Source organism: Streptomyces sp. NBC_00045 (assembly GCF_045041095.1).
GTDB lineage: Bacteria > Actinomycetota > Actinomycetes > Streptomycetales > Streptomycetaceae > Streptomyces.
The window spans coordinates 6027494-6046937 of record NZ_CP108271.1 but is presented as its reverse complement, the minus strand read 5'-3'; the positions used below and the strand labels follow the sequence as shown (position 1 = coordinate 6046937).

Sequence of the window (19444 nt, the reverse complement as noted above, 5' to 3'; positions counted from 1 at the left end):
ATCCTCCTGGAGCGTCGTCCATGATCGGCAGGGACTCAAGTACTTGGCCGATTCATATCGGTCCCGATCGTGTCGCTGCCCTGAGCACCAGACACACCAAAGGGCGATTTAGCCGTTTTAGCGAGTGAACTGACGTTTTACACCCAGAGGTTCTCCCGGCCTTGGTCACGAGAACCAAGTCACCGTCGGTCCCCCGGACTAGGATTCACCAGGTACGCGAGCCGGCAGGAACGCGTACGGACGGCCTGGGGTGGGCGGCCGCCCCGACATGAAGCCAGAGGTGGGGACAGCACATGCGGGAAGGCCGGTGGACCACGGTCACCGAGTCCGAGTACGACCACGAGCGCCGTGCTCTGGAGGCGATCCGCGAGCAGCTGCCGGACTCCGACCCCTGGCGGGCCTGGTCGAACTTCACCTTCACCGCGAACACCGGTCACGTCCGCGAGGTGGACCTCCTCGTCGTCACACCCGCCGGTGTGTGCATGATCGAGCTGAAGCACTGGCGCGGTTCGCTCACCAGCGAGAACGGCACCTGGGTGCAGACCAAGCCCAGCGGGCGCCGCGAGCCCCACGGCAACCCCCTACACCTGGTCAACCGGAAGGCCAAGGAGCTGGCCGGCCTGCTCGGCCAGCACGGTAAGCGCGTGTGGGTCGGCGAAGCGGTCTGCTTCACCGACGATTCGCTGCGCATCCGGCTCCCCGCGCACGACCAGAACGGTGTCCACACCCTCGCCGAACTGATGACGATGCTGAAGACGCCCCCGCGCGACGAGCGGCGCCGGATCACCGCGATCGACTCCCGGGAGATCAAGTCGGCACTGGAACAGGTCGGCATCCGGCGCAGCGAGGCGGACCAGCGGGTCGGTCCGTACACGCTGCGCGGGAACGCCTTCGACTCGGGCGAGACCTGGGCGGACTACCAGGCCGAGCACACCGAACTGCCCGAGCTGGCCCGCGTCCGCATCTACCTGAGCGAGCGCGGCTCGGACGCCTCCCTGCGCCGGTCCGTGGAGAACGCCGCCCGCCGCGAGGCCGCCGTGCTCCAGCGCTTCCGCCACCCGGGTGTGGTCCAGCTCAAGCAGTACTTCCCGTCGGGGCACTCCGCGGGCCCCGCGCTGATCTTCGACTACCACCCGCACACCCTGCGCCTGGAGGAGTACCTCCTCCAGTACGGCAAGGGCCTCGACATCCTCGGCCGCATGGCGCTCGTCCGCCAGCTCGCCGAGACCATGCGCTCCGCGCACTCCAGCCGGATCCACCACCGGGCTCTCGCAGCCCGTTCCGTGCACGTCATCCCGCGCAACCGGGGAGCCCAGGGCCAGACCGTCGGCGAAGAGGCTGCCTGGCTCACCCCCCGCCTGGAGATCTCGGACTGGCAGATCGCCACCCAGCGCGGCTCCGGCTCGGGTGGCGGCACCGGACCGGGCATGACCCGCTTCGCGCCGACGGCCCTGTCCGCGGTGCACATCGCCGAGGGCTCCGACCCGTACCTCGCCCCCGAGCTGACCGCGCTCAACGCCGACCCGGTCCACCTGGACGTGTACGGCCTGGGTGTCCTCACGTACCTGCTCGTCACGGGCAAGGCGCCGGCCGCGAGCCAGGCCGAGCTGCTGGCCCGCTTGGAGGCGTGCGAGGGCCTGCGCCCCAGCTCCCTGGTCGACGGCCTGTCGGAGGACATCGACGAGCTCGTGCAGGCGGCCACCGCCTATCGGCCGGGCCGGCGGCTGTCCTCCGTGGACGAGTTCCTGGAGATGCTGGAGCTCGTCGAGGACACCCTTACCGCACCGGCAGTCGTTCCCGAGAGCGAGCCCGAAGCGGCGGCCCCGGAGAAGGACCCGCTGGAGGCAGCGGCCGGCGACGTCGTCGCCGGGCGCTGGGAGGTCCGCCGACGCCTCGGCACGGGGTCCACCAGCCGGGCCTTCCTCGTCCGCGACCTGGAGGCCGAAGCCCGCAGGACGCGTCCGCTCGCCGTGCTCAAGGTGGCCCTCTCCGACAGCCGCGGCGAGGTACTCGCCCGCGAGGCCGAGGTGATGGGCCGGCTCCGCGCCGACTCCCGGGTGATCCGGCTCGTCGAGCCGGATCCGCTGCGCGTCGCGGGGCGTACGGTGCTGGCCCTGGAGTACGTGGGTGACGAGCGCGACGAGAGCACGGAGGACGGCGAACCCTCCCGCACCCGGACCGGCCACCGCGCGGAGACGGTCGCCCGCCAGCTCCGGGAAGTCGGCCGACTCAAGATGGACCAGCTGGAGGCGTACGGCGACTACCTCTTCGGCGCGGTCGACTTCCTGGAGGGCGAGAGCGTCTGGCACCGCGACATCAAGCCCGACAACATCGCCATCCGCATCCGCCCCAACCGCACCCGCGAACTCGTCCTGATCGACTTCTCGCTGGCCGGCTACCCGGCGAAGGAGTACGACGCCGGTACGGACGGCTACCTCGACCCGTTCATCGGGACGCTGACCCGCACCGCGTACGACTCGCACGCCGAGCGGTACGCCGTCGCCGTCACCCTGCACCAGATGGCTTCGGGCGAACTGCCCAAGTGGGGCGACGGGTCGGTTCCGCCCCGGATGACCGAACCGAAGGACTTCCCGTACCCGCACCTGGCGGCGGACGCCTTCGAGCCCCTGATCCGCGACGGCCTGGTGGCCTTCTTCCGCAAAGCCCTGCACCGGGACGCGGCCAAGCGCTTCCCCGAGCTGAAGCCGATGCGGGACGCCTGGCGGAAGGTCTTCCTCGACGCGACGCAGGCGCCGCCGTCCAGCCACCGCTCGCGCCACCCCGAGCCGGCCGTCGAACCCGCATCCGCCGAGGACACGACCCGCCGTCCCTCCATCGCGGACGCCGAACCGCTCACCGCCGACGAACAGCGCGACCAGCTGGCCGCGCAGGTCACCCGGGACACGCACCTGTCGGCCGCGGGCCTCACCCCCGCCGCCGAGTCCTTCCTGTACGGCCTCGGGATCACGACCGTCGGCGGGCTCCTCGACTACAGCCGCAGCAAGCTCCCCAACGAGCCCGGCCTCGGCACGAAGACCCGTACCGAGGTGCAGCGCCGCCAGCGCCAGTGGGGCAAGCTGCTGCGCGAAGCGCCGCTCTCCCCGCTCACCCCCAAGGGCCGGGCCGAGGCCAGGGAAGAATTGGCCCAGCTGTCCGCGGCCGAAACGGCTGTCCTCGGCACGCTGGCCACGGCCGAGGGGGCCGGCGGACTGACCGGGACCGCCCTGCGCGCAGTCAGCCTCGACGCCCTCGCCACGATCCTCGTACCGGAGCTCAACAACAACCGCTCCAACAGCAACAAGGTCGAAATGGTGCGGCTCCTCCTGCGCCTTCCGGATGAGCACGGGGAACTCCCCGACATCGGCGCCTGGCCCAAGCAGAAGGACGTGGCGCAGGCCCTCGGGCTCTCGGCGGGCCGCATCCCGCAGATGCTGAAGGAGGAGCGCAAGCGCTGGAAGAAGCATCCGGCGGTGCAGGCCCTGCGCAAGGAGATCATGGACCTCCTCGCGGGGCTGGGTCGGGTCGCGCCCGCCGCGGAGATCGCCGATGCCCTGGCCGTCCGGCGCGGCACCCAGCTGGCCGGTCGCGACCAGCGGCGCGCGCTGGCGCTCGCGGCGGTCCGGGCCGTGGTCGAGGTGGAGCAACTCGAACCGGCCGAGGCCGAGTTCCAGCACCAGGCCAACCGCAAGGCAGCCGAGGACTCGCTGACGGCGGGCCTGCTCGCGCTGGACGTCCGCGAGGGCGACGCCCCCAACACCCCGTCCGCACCAGGGCTCCTCGACTACGCGACGCGGCTGGGCCGCACCGCCGACCGCCTCACCCGCCTGGAGACCCTGCCGACCGCGACGACCGTCATCGGTGAACTGGGCGCGCTCACCCTGCCGCCCGGTCTGATCGAGTGGGACGAGCGGCGCCTGGTCGAACTGGCCGCGGCCGCGTCGGCGAACGCGGCCGCCACCCCCCGCCTGGAGATCTACCCGCGCGATCTGCCACTCGTACGGGCTCTGCGGCTGACCCAGGCCGGTCTCGTCCCGCTGATCCCCGGCATGCCCGAGAACCGTCAGCCCGGCCTGACCGGCGCGGACGTCCACGAACGGGTGCGGGCCCGCTTCCCGGAGCTGCTCGTCCCGGACGAACAGGGTGTCGGTACGCACGAGCTTCCCGTAGGCCCCGCCCTCACCAAGGCCCTGCGCGACGCCGGCTTCGACCTCACCCTGTCGACCCGCGAGGGCAGCAAGACCCCGCGCTACCTGCCCACCCGGATGGACAGCGCCTCCAGCTACCTCACGGGCGGCGCCTGGCGCCAGGCCACCGACGTCGGTGCCGTGACCCGCTACTCGGACGACCCGATACTGGCGGGCGCGGTCCGCGCGGACGAACGCCTGCTCGCCTCGGCCCGCCGGGACGGCTACCGGGTCCTGACCGTGCACCACGCCCGTACGGTGGACGCCGTACGGGAACTCGCGGCCGGCCGGATCGCGGCCCAGCCGGTGTCGGTGACGGAACTCTTCCTGGAGTCCCTGCACGCCCTGGTCCCGCCGGCCACCAAGCCGACGTGGGAGACCCTGCTGAAGGCGGACGTGGCGGAGCCGGGTTCGCGGGGCGCGCTCAAGTTCGCCGAGTACACGCGGACGGCCTGGGGCACGGTGGAACCACAGGTACGCGAGCTGCTGTCCCCCGGGGCCGGTACGGGGCCGGTACTGCTCACGGACGCGGCCGTCTTCGGCCGGTACGACGCCATGGGCGTCCTGGACCGGCTGGCGGAGGCCGCCCGGCAGGGCGGGCGCGGCCTGTGGCTGATGGTCCCGCAGCCGGACCCGGCGCGGGAGCCGAGGCTGGGGCCGGTCGCGGTGGCGTACCAGGCCGGTCTGGGCGAATGGATCGAACTTCCGGACTCGTGGGTGCAGAACGCCCACCGGGCGGCCGGTGCTGTTGACGAAACCGAGGGAGACACCAAGTGATCGACCGCAAGGCCCTGTTGGACGACCTGAAACAGCAGGTCAAAGCGGTCGAGGCGGACCTCGGACGGCAGGTGAAGGCCGTCACGGAGGTCGGCGCCAAGCTGAAGGCCGAGTACGACCGCGCCCGCAAGCTGGGCCGTACGGCCGCCACTTGGAACTCCTGGCTGGACGAGCGGATCACCCAGGTCGCGGTGGCCTGGGTACTGGGCACGGTCTTCGTCCGCTTCACCGAGGACAACGGCCTGATCCCGGAGCCGTACCTGGCGGCCCCGGAAGCGGACCGCCGCGACCTGGCGCTGGCCCGGTACGACGAGTACCAGGCCAAGTCGGAGGACCCGACGTACCGCGGCTGGCTGGAGCAGGCGTTCGCGGAACTGGGCGCGGGGCAAGCGGGCCGGCTCCTGTTCGACCAGCGGCACAACCCCTTGTACCAGATCCCGCTGTCGCACGACGGAGCGCGGGACGTGGTCGACTTCTGGCGCGCGCGGGACGAGTCGGGCGCGCTCGTCCACGACTTCACGGACCCGCTGAAGGAGGACGGAGACGGCACGGAGGGCTGGGACACCCGCTTCCTGGGCGACCTCTACCAGGACCTGAGCGAGGCGGCGCGGAAGACGTACGCGCTGCTCCAGACCCCGGAGTTCGTAGAGGAGTTCATCCTCGACCGGACGATGGACCCGGCGGTCCGGGAGTTCGGCTACGCGGAGCTGAAGATGATCGACCCGACGTGCGGGTCGGGTCACTTCGTCCTGGGCGCGTTCCGGCGCTTGGTGCGGTTGTGGGCCAACGGCCAGCCGGGACGCGATCTGCACGAGCGGGTACGGGCATCCCTGGACTCGGTCCACGGCGTCGACCTGAACCCCTTCGCGGTCGCCATCGCGCGGTTCCGCCTGCTCGTCGCCGCGATGGCGGCGAGCGGGGTCCGCACGCTGGCGCAGGCCGCGAAGTACGAGTGGCCGATCCACCTGGCGGTGGGCGACTCCCTCATCAAGCACCGACACAAGCAGGGCAATCTGTTTGATGAGTTGGAGGAAGAGGGCGCGGACGAACTGGCGGACTTCAAGTACGAGACGGAGGACATCCACGAGCACAAGGACATCCTCCTGCCGGGTCGATACCACGTGGTGGTGGGCAACCCGCCGTACATCACGGTGAAGGACAAGAAGCTCAACGATTTGTATCGGGGACTGTACGACGCCTGCTCGGGGTCGTACGCGTTGTCGGTGCCGTTCGCTCAGCGGTTTTTCGAGCTGGCGAAGGCAGGGCATGCTGAGAGCGGGCTCGGCTACGGCATGGTCGGCCAGATTACGGCGAACTCGTTTATGAAGCGGGAATTCGGCACACGACTCATCGAGACATATTTCGGTCACGAAGTGGAGCTGACTGAGGTCATTGACACCTCTGGCGCTCACATTCCCGGACATGGAACCCCCACCGTCATTCTTGTCGGCAAGCGCCGCGGAGGAACCAACCGCTCGGCCACGATCCGGACAGTTCGGAGCATCCAGGGGGAACCCTCGGCGTTGGAGAACGCCGAGGACGGTCTGGTGTGGAATGCGATCGTAAGCCAACTTGATATTCCGGGGTCGGTCAGCCAATGGGTTTCAGTGGGCGACTTGGAGCGTAGGCGGTTCTTCGGCAAACAGCCATGGATTCTGGCTGATGGGGGACTTGAGATGGTGGAGCAACTTGCCCTCATCGCCAAAGTCCGCCTGGCCGAGGTCTCCGATGAGATCGGCGCTGGGGCAGTTACCCGCGAGGATGAGGCGTACATGATTGGAATGGGCGCCCTCCAGCGGCGCGGCATTCCGTCTACTCATCAGCGCCCGCTGGTGGAAGGCGGGGAAGTGCGGGACTACCGGGTGAACGACCCCATCCAGTCACTCTGGCCCTACAGCGAGGACGATCTCAGCGCTGACGCCCCCGAGAGCGCCCAGCGACTGCTGTGGCCTTCTCGCGTCTTCCTGCGCGACCGGGTGGCCTTCGGGAAGACACAGATTGAGCGCGGTCTCGCCTGGTTCGAGTACTCAATGTTCTTTAAGGCGCGATATAAAACTCCTCTGTCGATCGCGTTTCCGTTCGTCGCCACCCACAACCACTTCGCCTTGAACCGCCAAAAGCAGGTCTTCATTCGCACTGCGCCAGTGATCAAGCTTCAAGGAGGGGCGAAGGAAGAGGAACACCTTCAACTGCTTGGGCTGCTCAACAGCTCCACAGCCGGGTTCTGGCTTAAGCAGGTCAGTCAGGGCAAGGGAGGAAGCGGCCTAGGACGGGGCATCCAAAGCGAAGCATGGGAAGAACGTTACGAGTTCACGGGCTCGAACCTCGAAAGATTCCCACTGCCTGCCGCCTTCCCTACTGTCTCAGGTACCGCACTCGATATCCTCGCCCAGCGCCTTGCTTTCTCCAGCCCCTCGGCTCTAGTCGCCAAGGCGACGCCAACAGCCGTCACGCTCCGCGATGCTCGCGAGGTATGGCACTCAACCCGTGCCCGGATGCTCGCTCTCCAGGAGGAACTCGACTGGCAGGTCTACTCGCTCTACAACCTGCACTCCGAGGACCTGCGCGTCTCCGAGGACCCTGACTCCCCCGACATCCCCGAACTCGCCCTCGGTGAGCGCGCCTTCGAGATTGTGCTCGCGCGTCGCGTTGCCGCAGGCGAAGCCAGCGACGAGTGGTTCAAGCGGCACGGGTCCACACCCATCACCGAGATCCCCGCCCACTGGCCTGCCGCCTACCGCGAGGTCGTCCAGAAGCGGATCGACGCCATCGAGTCGTCCCGCGCCATCGGCATGATCGAGCGGCCCGAGTACAAGCGTCGCTGGGCCACCGAAGGATGGGATGCGCTCCAGGAGAAGGCCCTCAAGGCCTGGCTGCTCGACCGGATCGAGGACCGGGCCCACTGGTTCGAGAACGACCAGCCCAGCCTCGTCACGCTCTCCCGCCTCACCGACAACCTCTCCCGTGACGAGGGCTTCGTCTCCGTCGCCAAGATCTACGCACCCCGTAAGGAACTGCCTGCCGTCGTCGCCGAGCTGATGACCGACGAGCACGTGCCGTTCCTCTCCGCCCTGCGTTACAAGCCCTCCGGGCTGAAGAAGCGGGCGGACTGGGAGCACGTCTGGGACCTCCAGCGGCAGGAGGACTCCGCCGAAGACGAGCCGGCCAAGCGGAAGATCCGGGACGGCATCCCCGTACCGCCGAAGTACACCTCCGCCGACTTCCTGCGCCCCTCCTACTGGCGGGCGCGCGGGAAGCTGGACGTGCCCAAGGAGCGGTTCATCTCCTACGGGCAGACCAACGCAGCCACCCCCACCCTCTACGGCTGGGCCGGCTGGGACCACCGGGAGCAGGCGTTCGCACTGGACACCTACATCGCCACCCACGAGGCGCTGACCACCGAGGAGGTCACGCCGTTCCTGGCGGGGCTGCTGGAACTCCAGCCATGGCTGGACCAGTGGCACAGCGAGGTCGACTCAACCTTCGGTTCCTCCCCTGCCGCGTTCTTCCGCAGCGACCGGCAGATGGAACAGGGCAAGCACGGCCTCACGGACGACGACCTGCGCGCTTGGCGCCCAGCCGCCGCCACCCGAGGACGCAAGGTCGCCAAGAAGTAGTCGCTCCAAGGATGCCAACGGCCTCCTCGATCCGTTCGGATCGAGGAGGCCGTTGATACCCGCTCAGGCGTTCAACTGCCCGCCCTTGACTGCCGAAACGAAGGAGGCCCATCCGCCCGCCTGGAACACGAGCACCGGGCCGTGCGGGGACTTGCTGTCCCGTACCGGGACAACGGTGGCGAAGCCGTCAGAGACCTCGACACACTCGCCACCATCCGAGTTGCTGTAGGAGCTCTTGCGCCAGCTAGCGGCACTCAGGTCGATGCGTCGCACGGTACTTCCTCCAACATGGACAGGACGAACTTCCGCGACTCGGCCGGAGAAAGCGCCAGGTCGCGCATCGCATCGTACGCACGCTGCAGTCGCTCGACCGATGCGTCTTCCTCGATGAGTTCGCCTCGGTGTGCGTTCTCCGTGTACGCCACCGTACGCCCGCCCGGAAGTCGTAGGAACATGAGTGCGGTGCTGTCCAGCCCGTGCATGCCTGCCCTTTGGGGCAGCACTTGCAACGTGACATTCGAGCGCTCGGCCATTTCTGCCAGGTGGTCCAGCTGCTTTCGCCACTCTCCTTCGTCCCTCAGGGGCGTACGCAGCACTGCCTCCGACACGATGGCCCGGAACGGTGGCGCGTCCTCTCCATCCAGCAATTGCTGTCGCCCCACCCGTGCCTCAACCTGCTGCTCCAGCTCCCTCCCCTTCAGCCCGCCTGCCGTCAACACCTCCCGCGCATACCCTGGCGTCTGGAGCAATCCTGGCAGCACACTTACCGCAAAGTGCCACAGGCTCGTCGCCTCAGCCTCCAGCTTCATGTAGCGCCGGTATTGCTCCTTGAACTGTGTCTGATCACCCGCCGCCAGCTCCCAGAGGGCCAGCAGCAACCCCGGTGTCCCGTAGTGCGTTTCCAGCGCCTGGACGACCTCCGGGCTGCCAAGCGTCTCGCCCTTCTCCATCTTCCCGAACAACGACCAGTCCCAGCCCAGCCGTTCGCCGAGCTGCCGCAGACTCGCCCCGCTGCCCGTCCGGAGCGTCCGCAGCTCCTCCGCGAACCGCTGGCGCGGCTCCTGACTCCGGCCGGTGATCACTCGTCGCTGCGGCATGGCGCTCCCCTCCGGGACGAAGACGGTGTGGAAGGTGTGGAACCGGCGCCGCGGGGCGGGGAAGCACTCCGCCTCCCACAACGTGGGCAGTCCCGTCCGGACCCATGCTCGTAGCGCCCGGACTACGCACGGTAATTCAGCCGCGTGTCCCCGGGTGAGGGAACCAGCCGAAACCCCCCACAAGGAGAGGGCGCCACCATGGCCACCCCGCTTCAGCGGCCCACCGACGACAACAGCAACGACGCAGCCCCAACCGGGCCCGCCCCGCCGCCACCCACCGCCAAGATCAAGGAGGCCCTCGCCGCCCGCGACGCCCTCGCCACCGCCCTCACCCGGGCCGGCATCCAGATCCCGGCCATGGACGTCCGTACCCCCTGGCCGGACGACGACGACAACGACGGCCACGGACCGGAGCACACGTCCGCCCGCACCGCCGAGACCCGCTATGCGCTCGTCCACCTCGGGGTCGTCTCCGCCCCCGTGGCGCACGCCCTGGCCGAGGTCATCACGAAGGGGCTCACCCGGTGACGGACGGGCGGCACGTCCCGGCCGTCGGGGACACCGTCCGGGACACCGCCCTCGACCGGATCGGCGTCGTCATGGGCCACGAGGGACCGCACCTCCGACTCTGCCCGATCAACGGCGGCAGGTACTGGGACGCCGACCCGGCCGCCGTCCGGCCCCTCGGGCCGGCCGAGGAACTGCTCGCGCACCTGCGAGCAGTGAACGCCCGGAGCAGGCAACGGCTCTGAGCCGCGCCACACACCACCTCCCCACCTGACCGAGATCCGCCCCAACCCTTCTGCATGATCCACACGCTGTCCTAGAATGACCGGGATCATCTCAGCGGCCCGCCGGGCTTCCGTTCCGCATCCGCGGACCTCTGGAGGACATGCCCCCACCCGCACGAGTCACTTCGTGCTGCCTGGGGGCATTTCTTGCTGTTCCGTGAGTCCGCGGCATCCGTGGCCGCCCGCATCCTCGAAGGGTCGCTGGCGCTGCACCTGACCGAGAACTTCGTGCACGCGCACGGCCGCCGGCCGGCAGATTCCGAGATCCGGTCCTGGGAACGGAGCCTCCCCGCACTCACGAACGCCCTGCTCGACGCCGGGCTCGGCGATGTCGAGGTGCTGATCGAGTACACCCTGCCGCTGACCAGCAAGCGCGCCGACGCCCTGCTGGCCGGGGTACACCCCCGCACCGGCGAACCCTCGTACGTGGTCGTGGAGCTCAAGCAGTGGAGCGAGGCCCATTCGCTGGAGGACGAGCCGCTGCTGTGCACCGTTCCGGCGTACGGAAAGCGCCCGGTGCTCAACCCGATCGAGCAGGTCCGCGGCTACTGCGAGTACCTGGTCTCCTTCAACGGGGCGCTGGAGCGGATCCCGCAGTCCCTGGCCGGAGTGGCGTTCCTGCACAACGCGACCGAGTTCGGAGTCGGTTCGCTGCGCAGCGCCCCGGAGGACGTCCGGGGCCGCATGTACACCGGGGACCAGCGCGGGGCGTTCCTCGACTTCCTGCGCTCGCGGCTCGCACCGAAGTCCGGTGCGCCCGCGGCCGACCTGCTGCGCCAGGGCAAGGTACGGCCCTCGAAGCAGCTGATGAAGGTCGCCGCGGCCGAGATCCGCGACCGTGAGCAGTTCGTGCTGCTCGACGAGCAGCGGGTCGCCTACGAACTGGTGCTGTCCGCCGTCCGCAAGGCGAAGCGCGGCAATCACAAGCAGGTGATCGTGGTGACCGGTGGCCCGGGTTCGGGCAAGAGCGTGATCGCCCTGTCCGTCCTCGGCGAGCTGTACCGGCGCGGGGTGCCCGCCCTGCACGCGACCGGCTCGGCGTCGTTCACCAAGACGATGCGCAAGGTCGCCGGGTTCCGCAAGCCGGAGGTGCAGAAGCTGTTCAAGTACTTCAACAGCTTCATGGATGCCGAGCCGAACGATCTCGACGTCCTGATCTGCGACGAGGCCCACCGCCTGCGCAAGACCTCCGCGGACCGGTACACCAAGGCTGCTCTGCGCACCGGCCGCCCGCAGGTGGCGGAGCTGATCGACGCGGCCCGGGTGCCGGTGTTCCTGCTGGACCAGCACCAGGTGGTGCGCCCCGGCGAGATGGGAACGAAGGAGGAGATCGAACGGGCCGCCGCCGAGCAGGGCCTCGACTGCGCGGTGGTGGAGCTGGACAGCCAGTTCCGCTGCGGCGGCAGCGACGCGTACGTGAAGTGGGTCGCCGCCCTGCTGGGCCTGGAGGGCGACGGTCCGGTCGACTGGGAGCCGGACGGCAAGGTGGAGCTGCGGGCCGCCGACAGCCCGCAGGAGATGGAGGCGTTCCTCACCGCCCGTCGGGAGCAGGACGACTACGGTGCGCGGATGGCGGCCGGATACTGCTGGAAGTGGACGACCGACATCACCCTGGACATGTCTGAACTCCCCGCCGACGTCTCCATCGGCGACTGGGCGCGGCCCTGGAACCTGGCCGGTGACCGGTCCCTGCTCGGAGCCCCGCCGGCGCCCCTGTGGGCCACCGATCCGGCCGGTTTCGGCCAAGTGGGCTGCGTGTACACGGCGCAGGGTTTCGAGTACGACTGGTCGGGCGTGATCATGGGGCCGGACCTGGTGTGGCGTACCGACCGCTGGGTGGTGGACCGTACGGCTTCGAAGGACCCGTCCTTTACCAAGGCCACTCCTGACGACGATGTCGACCGTCTCATCCGCAACACCTACAAGGTGCTGCTGACCCGGGGCATGGTGGGCACCGTCGTCTACTCGACCGATCCCGAGACCCGGGAGAAGCTGCGCTCCCTCATCCCGCCTGCGTAACAAGAACGGCGGATGCTCTCGCGTGGTACGGCAGGGGCGAAATACGGTCATCGCTTGTCAGAGCCACACCATACGATCGGACCAGCCCAGCCTCTGCACGCGCCCGCCGGAGAGTGAGACCGCCCATGGCCCAGCAGCCGCCCCTGCTCCGCGATGTCATCGACATCAAGGAGTCCATCTCGACCTCGGACTTCGTCCTGCGGCTCTCGGAGGCGACGACCCCTGAGGGTGCGGAGCGGGCGCTGCGGGACTACGTGGTCACGGAGCGGCTGCTGGAGAACTTCGACGAGGCCCTCGGGCTGATCAGGGCGGCGCTCGACGGCCACACCTCCAAGGCGGCCTACCTCCACGGTTCGTTCGGTTCCGGTAAGTCCCACTTCATGGCCGTGCTGCACGCACTGCTCAGCGGGAGTCCGGCGGCCCGCTCCCGCGACGACCTGGACCCGGTGCTGACCAAGCACGAGTGGCTCGGCACGGACGGCAAGCGGTTCCTGCTCGTGCCGTACCACATGCTCGGCGCCAAGGCCCTGGAGCAGCGCGTACTCGGCGGGTACGTCACGCACCTCAAGAAGCTGCACCCCGAGGCGCCGACCCCGCAGGTGTACCGGACCGACGCCCTCTTCGTGGACATCCGGGCCATGCGCGCGCGGATGGGCGACGAGGCCGTGATCAACGGTCTCGTCTCTCTGGACCCGGCCGACGGGGGCTCCGACGATGACGACGAGTGGGGCGAGTCCTTCACCTGGACTCCGTCGCTGCTCGACACGGCGCTCGCCGCCGAGGAGGTCCACGAGGCGGGCCGGGCCCTCAACCTGGTGAGCCCCTCCACCCCTGCCGAGCTGCGGGCCCGGCTGGTGCAGGACGCGAGCACGAACCTCCTTCCGGGCTTCGCCCAGAACGCCGCCGAGGACGAGCACGGCTTCATCTCGCTCGACGCCGGCCTGTCCGTACTGGCCGAGCACGCCAAGTCGCTCGGGTACGACGGGCTGATCCTCTTCATGGATGAGCTGATCCTGTGGCTGGCCACACTGATCCACGACCAGAAGTTCGTGGCCCGCGAGGCCGGGAAGATCACGAACTTCGTGGAGGGCGGCGACGAGCGCCGCGCGATCCCCGTGGTCTCCTTCATCGCCCGCCAGCGTGACCTGCGCGAGCTGGTCGGCGAGGAGGTATCGGGGGCGGCGGAGGCATCCATCCAGGACACGCTGAACCTCGCCTCCGGCCGGTTCGACAAGATCACGCTGGAGGACCGGAACCTTCCGCAGGTGGCGCACGCACGTCTGCTGACCCCGAAGGACGCGGACGCCGCGGCCCTGGTGAAGGCCGAGTTCGACAAGACCCGCAAGGTGCGCCAGGAGGTGTGGGACACCCTCCTCGGCTCCGACCGGGGCGCGGACGGCGTCGGCGCGGACGAGGACTCCTTCCGCCTGACCTACCCCTTCTCCCCGGCCTTCATGGACACCCTCGTCCACGTCTCCTCCGCGCTCCAGCGCAACCGGACCGGCATGAAGCTCATGGGGCAGCTGCTCGCCGACCACCGGGGCGAACTGCGCCTGGGCGACCTGATCCCGGTCGGCGACCTCTACCCGCTGATCACGGCAGGCGGCGACAAGCCGTTCACCGACAGCCTGAAGGTGGTCTTCGAGGCCGCCGACAAGCTGTACCGGACCAAGCTGCGCCCCTACCTCCTCCTCACGCACAACGTGTCGGAGGAGGACATCGAGCAGTACGCCAACCGCCCCGCCAGCATCACCGACCAGGAACTGCGGGCCCGGATCCAGCGGTTCCGGGGCGACAACCGGATCATCGGGACCCTGCTGCTGTCGGCGCTCGCCCCGAGCGTGCCGGCCCTGGCGGACCTGACGATCCGACGTCTGTCGGCCCTCAACTACGGCTCGGTGGTCGCCCCGATCCCCGGCCGTGAGTACGGCATCCTGAGCAACAAGGTGGAGGACTGGGCTGCCCGCTTCCCCGAGATCAAGAAGACCGGCACGGAGGCCAATCCGGGTGTCCGGCTCGAACTCTCGGGCGTCGACGTGGACTCGGTCATCGCCAACGCCAACGTCAACGACAACCCCGGCAACCGCCAGGCCCTCGCCAAGCGGCTCCTGGCCGAGGAACTGGGCATCGAGCACGGTCCGATCATCGCCGAGCTGGACTTCGTGTGGCGGGGTACCGACCGGGCCGTCGAGGTGACCTTCGGCAATGTCGCCGACGAGGAGGAGCTGCCCGACCACGACCTGATGCCCCAGCTGGACGGCCGCTGGCGCATCGTGATCGACCTCCCCTTCAACGACCAGACCGAACACGGCCCCATCGACGACGTCCACCGGATGCAGCGCCTCCGGGAGAAGCAGGGGGAACCGTCCCGTACGGTCGCCTGGCTGCCCACCCACCTCGCCAGCCAGCGGTTCACCGACTTCCGCCGCCTCGTCGTCATCGACAAGGCCCTCGCGGACGACCAGCGGTTCGACGGCCAGTACGCGGGACACCTGAGCGCCGACAACCGGGCGCGGGCCAAGGGACTCCTGGAGACCCAGCGGGAGGCCCTGCTGGCGAGGGCCAGGGCCGCCTTCAAGCAGGCGTACGGGCTCGCCGACAAGAAGCCGACCGACGTACAACTGGGCTTCGACGACCACCTGGTGTCGCTGCGCGAGGTCGACGGGCTCACCCTGTCCTTCGGCCAGTCCCTCCACGACGGGATCCGGCACGTCGCGGGCAGGCTGCTCGCCTCGCAGTTCCCGGACCACCCCGACCTGGACGCGGACGGCAACCAGAGCGTCGTCAAGCCGGCCGACGCCAAGAAGGTCTTCGGCCACGTCCGCGCCGCCGCGGAGGCCCGTGACGGGCGCACCGAGGTTCCGGCCGCCGACCGGAGCCTGATGCGCAGGGTCGCCGGTCCGCTGCGACTCGGGCAGCAGAAGGAGGCGTACTTCGAGCTGTCCCACTTCTGGGCGGACCACTTCCGCCGGCTCGCCCGTGAGGAGGGGGTGACCGGCGACCTCAGCCTCATCACCCTCACCGACTGGACCGACCGGCCGGCGCCGCGCGGCCTGCCGGTGTTCCTCGCGCGGCTCGTGGTCGCGTCCTTCGCCGAGATGGACGACCGGGTGTGGGTACGGGGCGGCACTCCGCTCGACCCCGCGCCCGCGCTCCACGAGATCAAGGACCAGGACGTCCTGCGCAGCCAGCCGCTGCCCTCCGAGGAGCACTGGGAAGAGGCCCGCCAGCGCTTCCAGACCGTCTTCGGTGAGCCCGCACCGACGCTGCGCCGGGGCAGGATGGTCAACCAGCTCGCCCGCCGGATCGCGGAACTGGCCCGCTCCCACCGGGAATCCGCTGCCGAGCTGGTCACGCAGTTGGAGCGGCACGCCGCCTTCCTCCGGCTCGACGAGACCGTGGAGACGGGCCGCCTCGCCATCGCGCGACGCGCGGTCGCCCTCCTGGACGCAATCACCCAGCCCGCCGGCCAGGGCGGCGCCGCGGCGAAGAAGACCGTCGAGGCACTGGCCATCTTCGACTTCGGCCCGGTCGGCGCGGACCGGTTCGGGACCTCGGTCAAGCAGGCACGAGCCGTGGCGCAGGCCTTGGACACCGCGCCGTGGACCACCCTCGACCTGGCCTCCTCCGAAGGCCCCGAAGGAGACGCGCTGCTGGAGTCGCTGCGCAATGCCGCCCGCAGCGACCAGCGGACGAACGACCTGCGGGACGCCCTGGACCGGACGCAGCGCGAGGTGCTGGCCCTGGTCAAGCGGAACCGGGCGACGCCCACCCCGCCGACTCCGCCCGCACCCCCGGCGCCTGGTCCGCAGGACGTACCGCTGGACACGCCGAGCCGTCACCCCAAGGTCCCCGTCGACGGGCCCACCACCACCTCCACGGGTCCGACGGGGAAGATCCGGCGCTCCGGTGGCCGCCGCACCACCGTGGCCAAGGCCGTCGCCGAGCTCCAGGCCGAACTGGCCGAGCTCGCGGCCAAGGAGCCGGGCGCCACGGTCGAGATCACCTGGCGGGTCGTCGAGGCATGAGTACGGCGACCTCGAGCGGGATCGCGGTCCGGCTGAACCTTTCGACGATCACGCAGTACCTGTCCGCCCAGACCTCCCTGGCCGATGCGCTGAGGGGCGTCGGCAAGCGGCGGGCAGTACTACTGCGCTCGGCGCCTCTGTGGGACGGGCCGACCGAACCGGTCTGGGGAGACGGGGAATCGGCCCGCCTCGTGGCGGCCCCCTCCCCGCTGGCGGTCCACGAGCTGCTCCTCGGCCATCTGACGCCGACGGACCGGGCTCAGGGCCCGTCCGTTCTCGTCGTCCTCACCGACCGCGAGCAGAACGAACTCGACCCGGCCATCCTGGCCCGCGCCCACAAACAGCGCATCGACACCCTGGACAGCTGGGAGCTCGTCCGGGACGCGTTCGGCACCCGGCAGGTCGACCCCCGGCTCAAGGACTCCAACTGGGCCGCCGAGGCGCTGCTGGACGCCGCTCCGCCCAAGGGTGGCTGGCCCAGGGTGCCCGGCGTGGTGCTGTCCCGCCAGACGGCGTTGTCCGCGCTGGCGCGGCGGCGGCTGCGGCTGCCCCCGTACGCGGACGACGACACCGCGGAGGGCCAGGACCGGTCGGCAGCCGCCGAGCGGCTGGACCCGAACAGCCTGCTCGGCTGGTCCCTGATCCCCGGCGGCCCCGAACGGCTGCTGGAACTGCGCGGCCCGGAACGCTCCGGGCTCGCCGAGTTCCTCGGCGAGGAGGAACAGGCCGGGCTCGCGGGACGGGCCCTGCTCGCGCTGGTCGAGGCCGAACACGGTGCGGAGGCCGTGGCCTTCGGCCTGGTGTGCGCGGCCCTGTGGTGCCATGCCGAACCCGACGCATCCGTGTACACCGCGCGAGGTCGTGCGGAGCGGTGGTTCGGAGAGTGCTCACCGGCGGAAGGTGAGCAGTTCGACGCCCTGGCCTCCGCCTTCGGGCGGGCATCGGAGGAGTACGTGTGCGGGCTGCTGGTGGCGGCCGGCGCCAGTGGTGCGGACGCCTCGGAGGGCGCCCGTGAGGCCCGCCGGGTCTCCGACACGGTCCTGGACCGTGCCTCGTCACTGGTGCGCCAGTTCGGTGCGGAGACAGCCGCCCAGGCAAGCCCCGTACTCCCTGCCGGCCTGGCTGCCCGGTTCTCCTCCGTAGGGCAGGCGCTGTCGCCCGGTGAGCCGGAGGAAGCACTCTCCGCGGCGATCCGCACGCTCGCCGCGCACCAGCGCGCGACCGGCCAGGACACGCGGGCCCGGATCGAGCGCACCCGCATGGCCCGGCGGCTCGTCCGCTGGCTGGCCGGTGAACCCCCCGTCGAAGCGGTCACGGTGGCCCACGCGATAGAGCGGCACCTCACCGAGACCGGGTGGGTGGACCGGGCCCTCGAACACATCGAGGCCGGCGGGGACCCGGACCCGACGCTGAAGGCCGCGTACGACCGGCTCGTCGTCCGCGTCCGCGCACGGCGGCGCGAGATCGACGAACAGTTCGCGCGTGCCCTGGCGACGTGGACGGCCGCGGGTACGGATCCCGGCACGATGCTGACCGTCGAGACCTTCCTCGACCGGGTGGTCAAACCGATCGTCCGGGGTCCGGCAGAGCGACGCGTCCTGCTGCTCGTACTCGACGGGATGAGCGCGGCCATCGCCACCGAATTGGGGGAGGAACTACGCGCCTCCTGGGCGGAATACGACCCGATGGGCGAGGGCGTACCCCGCCGCCGGGCGATGGCCGCCGCCCTCCCGACCCTCACCTCGGTCTCCCGTACCTCATTGTTCGCGAGCAGATTGATGGAGGGCTCACAGAAGGACGAGGCACGACTGTTCTCCGGTTTGCCGCTGTGGGGGGGAGCACCCGCAGCGGTGTTCCACAAGGACGACCTGCGGGCCGACAGCGCCGGAAACACCTTCGGCCCGGCGCTCACCGAGGCGCTCATGGACGGTCGCACCCATGTGGCCGTCGTCCTGAACGCCATCGACGACCGGCTCGCCAAGGAACAGAAGCTGGGTGACGGCGCCTGGCGGGCGGACCACATCCCCGCCCTGCTGGACCTGTTGCACATCGCCGCAGGTCAGGGCATGGCCGTTCTCGTCACCAGCGACCACGGCCATGTCGTCGACCGGCACGGCGCGAAGGCCGATACGGCAACCCCGTTGTCCGCCCGCCACCGGTCCGCCTCGGACGGGCCTGCGGGACCGGCCGAGGTCCTGCTCAGCGGGCCCCGGGTGGTCGCGCCGGAGCCGGGCGCCTCCATCGTCGCCCTGTGGGACGCCGATTCCCGGTACACGGCACGTAAGGCCGGCTATCACGGTGGCGCGTCCCTCGCCGAGTTCACCATCCCGGTGCTCGCCTTCCTGCCGTTCGGAGCGGACCCGCTCCCGGCCTGGCGGGAACTGGGTGAGCAACGGCCGCCGTGGTGGCTCCTCGACGAGCGGTCCTCCCGCCCTGCCGTGCCGGCCGTGCCCGCGGCGGCTCCCGCTCCGAAGCGGCAGAAGGCGACGCAGGCTCAGGCACGTCTGGCCGACAGTCACGATGCCCTGTTCGATGTCACGGTGGTACCGGCGGGCGAGGACGCGGCGGCCCTGCTGACCCCGGCCGTGGTGGACCCTGACGACGCGCTCGTGGCGGCCCTCTTCGCCGCCGAGGCGTTCCAGGGCCAGATCGGGCTGCTCGCCCGCAAACCCCCGATGGACAAGGTGGACCGTGCGATCCGGGTCCTGCTCGAAGCCGGCGGCACCCTGCCCGTCACGGCACTCGCCCAGCGGGTCGGCTACCCGGCCACCCGCGCGGACGGCTTCGCCGCGACGCTGCGCCAGCTCCTCAACTACGACGGGGTGCAGGTCCTGGAGACGCTGCCCGACGGCCGGACCGTTCGGCTGGATATCGCCTTGCTCCGCATCCAATTCGATCTAGGCTGAATCCCTTTCGTCACGTACCGCACCG

The 19444-nt window shown here is 70.0% G+C and carries 9 protein-coding genes; 7 read left to right on the top strand and 2 right to left on the bottom strand.

Annotation, left to right across the window (positions count from 1 at the left end; all coding sequences use genetic code 11):
* The first annotated feature begins 293 nt into the window (after positions 1-293).
* Together pglW and pglX are read left to right on the top strand one after the other, a co-directional pair.
* Positions 294-4961: a BREX system serine/threonine kinase PglW gene (pglW, locus tag OHA65_RS28265; RefSeq protein ID WP_405762645.1), complete on the top strand. Its 4668-nt coding sequence runs from the start codon at positions 294-296 to the stop codon at positions 4959-4961.
* Positions 4958-8578, top strand: a complete 3621-nt coding sequence (gene pglX, locus OHA65_RS28260) for a BREX-2 system adenine-specific DNA-methyltransferase PglX (RefSeq protein ID WP_405762643.1) — start codon at positions 4958-4960, stop codon at positions 8576-8578. Before pglW ends, pglX begins: the two co-directional genes overlap by 4 nt.
* A gap of 63 nt (positions 8579-8641) precedes the next feature.
* Here the strand turns inward: pglX and OHA65_RS28255 are convergent, their stop codons facing one another.
* Both OHA65_RS28255 and OHA65_RS28250 read right to left on the bottom strand, forming a co-directional pair.
* Entirely contained in the window at positions 8642-8851 is a 210-nt protein-coding gene (locus OHA65_RS28255; RefSeq protein ID WP_405762641.1) for a DUF397 domain-containing protein, read from the bottom strand.
* Positions 8833-9675 carry a helix-turn-helix domain-containing protein gene (locus tag OHA65_RS28250; protein WP_405762639.1) on the bottom strand — a complete coding sequence of 281 codons (843 nt, stop codon included), beginning with the start codon at positions 9673-9675 and terminating at the stop codon, positions 8833-8835. Before OHA65_RS28250 ends, OHA65_RS28255 begins: the two co-directional genes overlap by 19 nt.
* A 198-nt stretch (positions 9676-9873) precedes the next feature.
* Here OHA65_RS28250 and OHA65_RS28245 point away from each other — a divergent pair, with 198 nt between their 5' ends.
* The 5 genes from OHA65_RS28245 (at position 9874) to pglZ (ending at position 19419) form a co-directional block, all read left to right on the top strand.
* Positions 9874-10203: a hypothetical protein gene (locus tag OHA65_RS28245; RefSeq protein ID WP_405762637.1), complete on the top strand. Its 330-nt coding sequence runs from the start codon at positions 9874-9876 to the stop codon at positions 10201-10203.
* The gene (locus OHA65_RS28240; RefSeq protein WP_030293905.1) at positions 10200-10427 is read left to right on the top strand and encodes a hypothetical protein; all 228 of its coding nucleotides are present in this window, start codon (positions 10200-10202) and stop codon (positions 10425-10427) included. The genes OHA65_RS28245 and OHA65_RS28240 overlap by 4 nt, the downstream gene beginning before the upstream one ends.
* 186 nt (positions 10428-10613) lie before the next feature.
* On the top strand, positions 10614-12485 hold the full coding sequence (locus OHA65_RS28235; RefSeq protein WP_405762636.1) for a DNA/RNA helicase domain-containing protein: 1872 nt from the start codon (positions 10614-10616) through the stop codon (positions 12483-12485).
* A 125-nt stretch (positions 12486-12610) separates the two neighbouring features.
* Complete coding sequence (locus OHA65_RS28230) at positions 12611-16513, top strand: phage resistance protein (protein WP_405762634.1); 3903 nt, start codon at positions 12611-12613, stop codon at positions 16511-16513.
* Positions 16510-19419 carry a BREX-2 system phosphatase PglZ gene (pglZ, locus tag OHA65_RS28225; RefSeq protein ID WP_405762632.1) on the top strand — a complete coding sequence of 970 codons (2910 nt, stop codon included), beginning with the start codon at positions 16510-16512 and terminating at the stop codon, positions 19417-19419. Before OHA65_RS28230 ends, pglZ begins: the two co-directional genes overlap by 4 nt.
* Positions 19420-19444 lie beyond the last annotated feature (25 nt).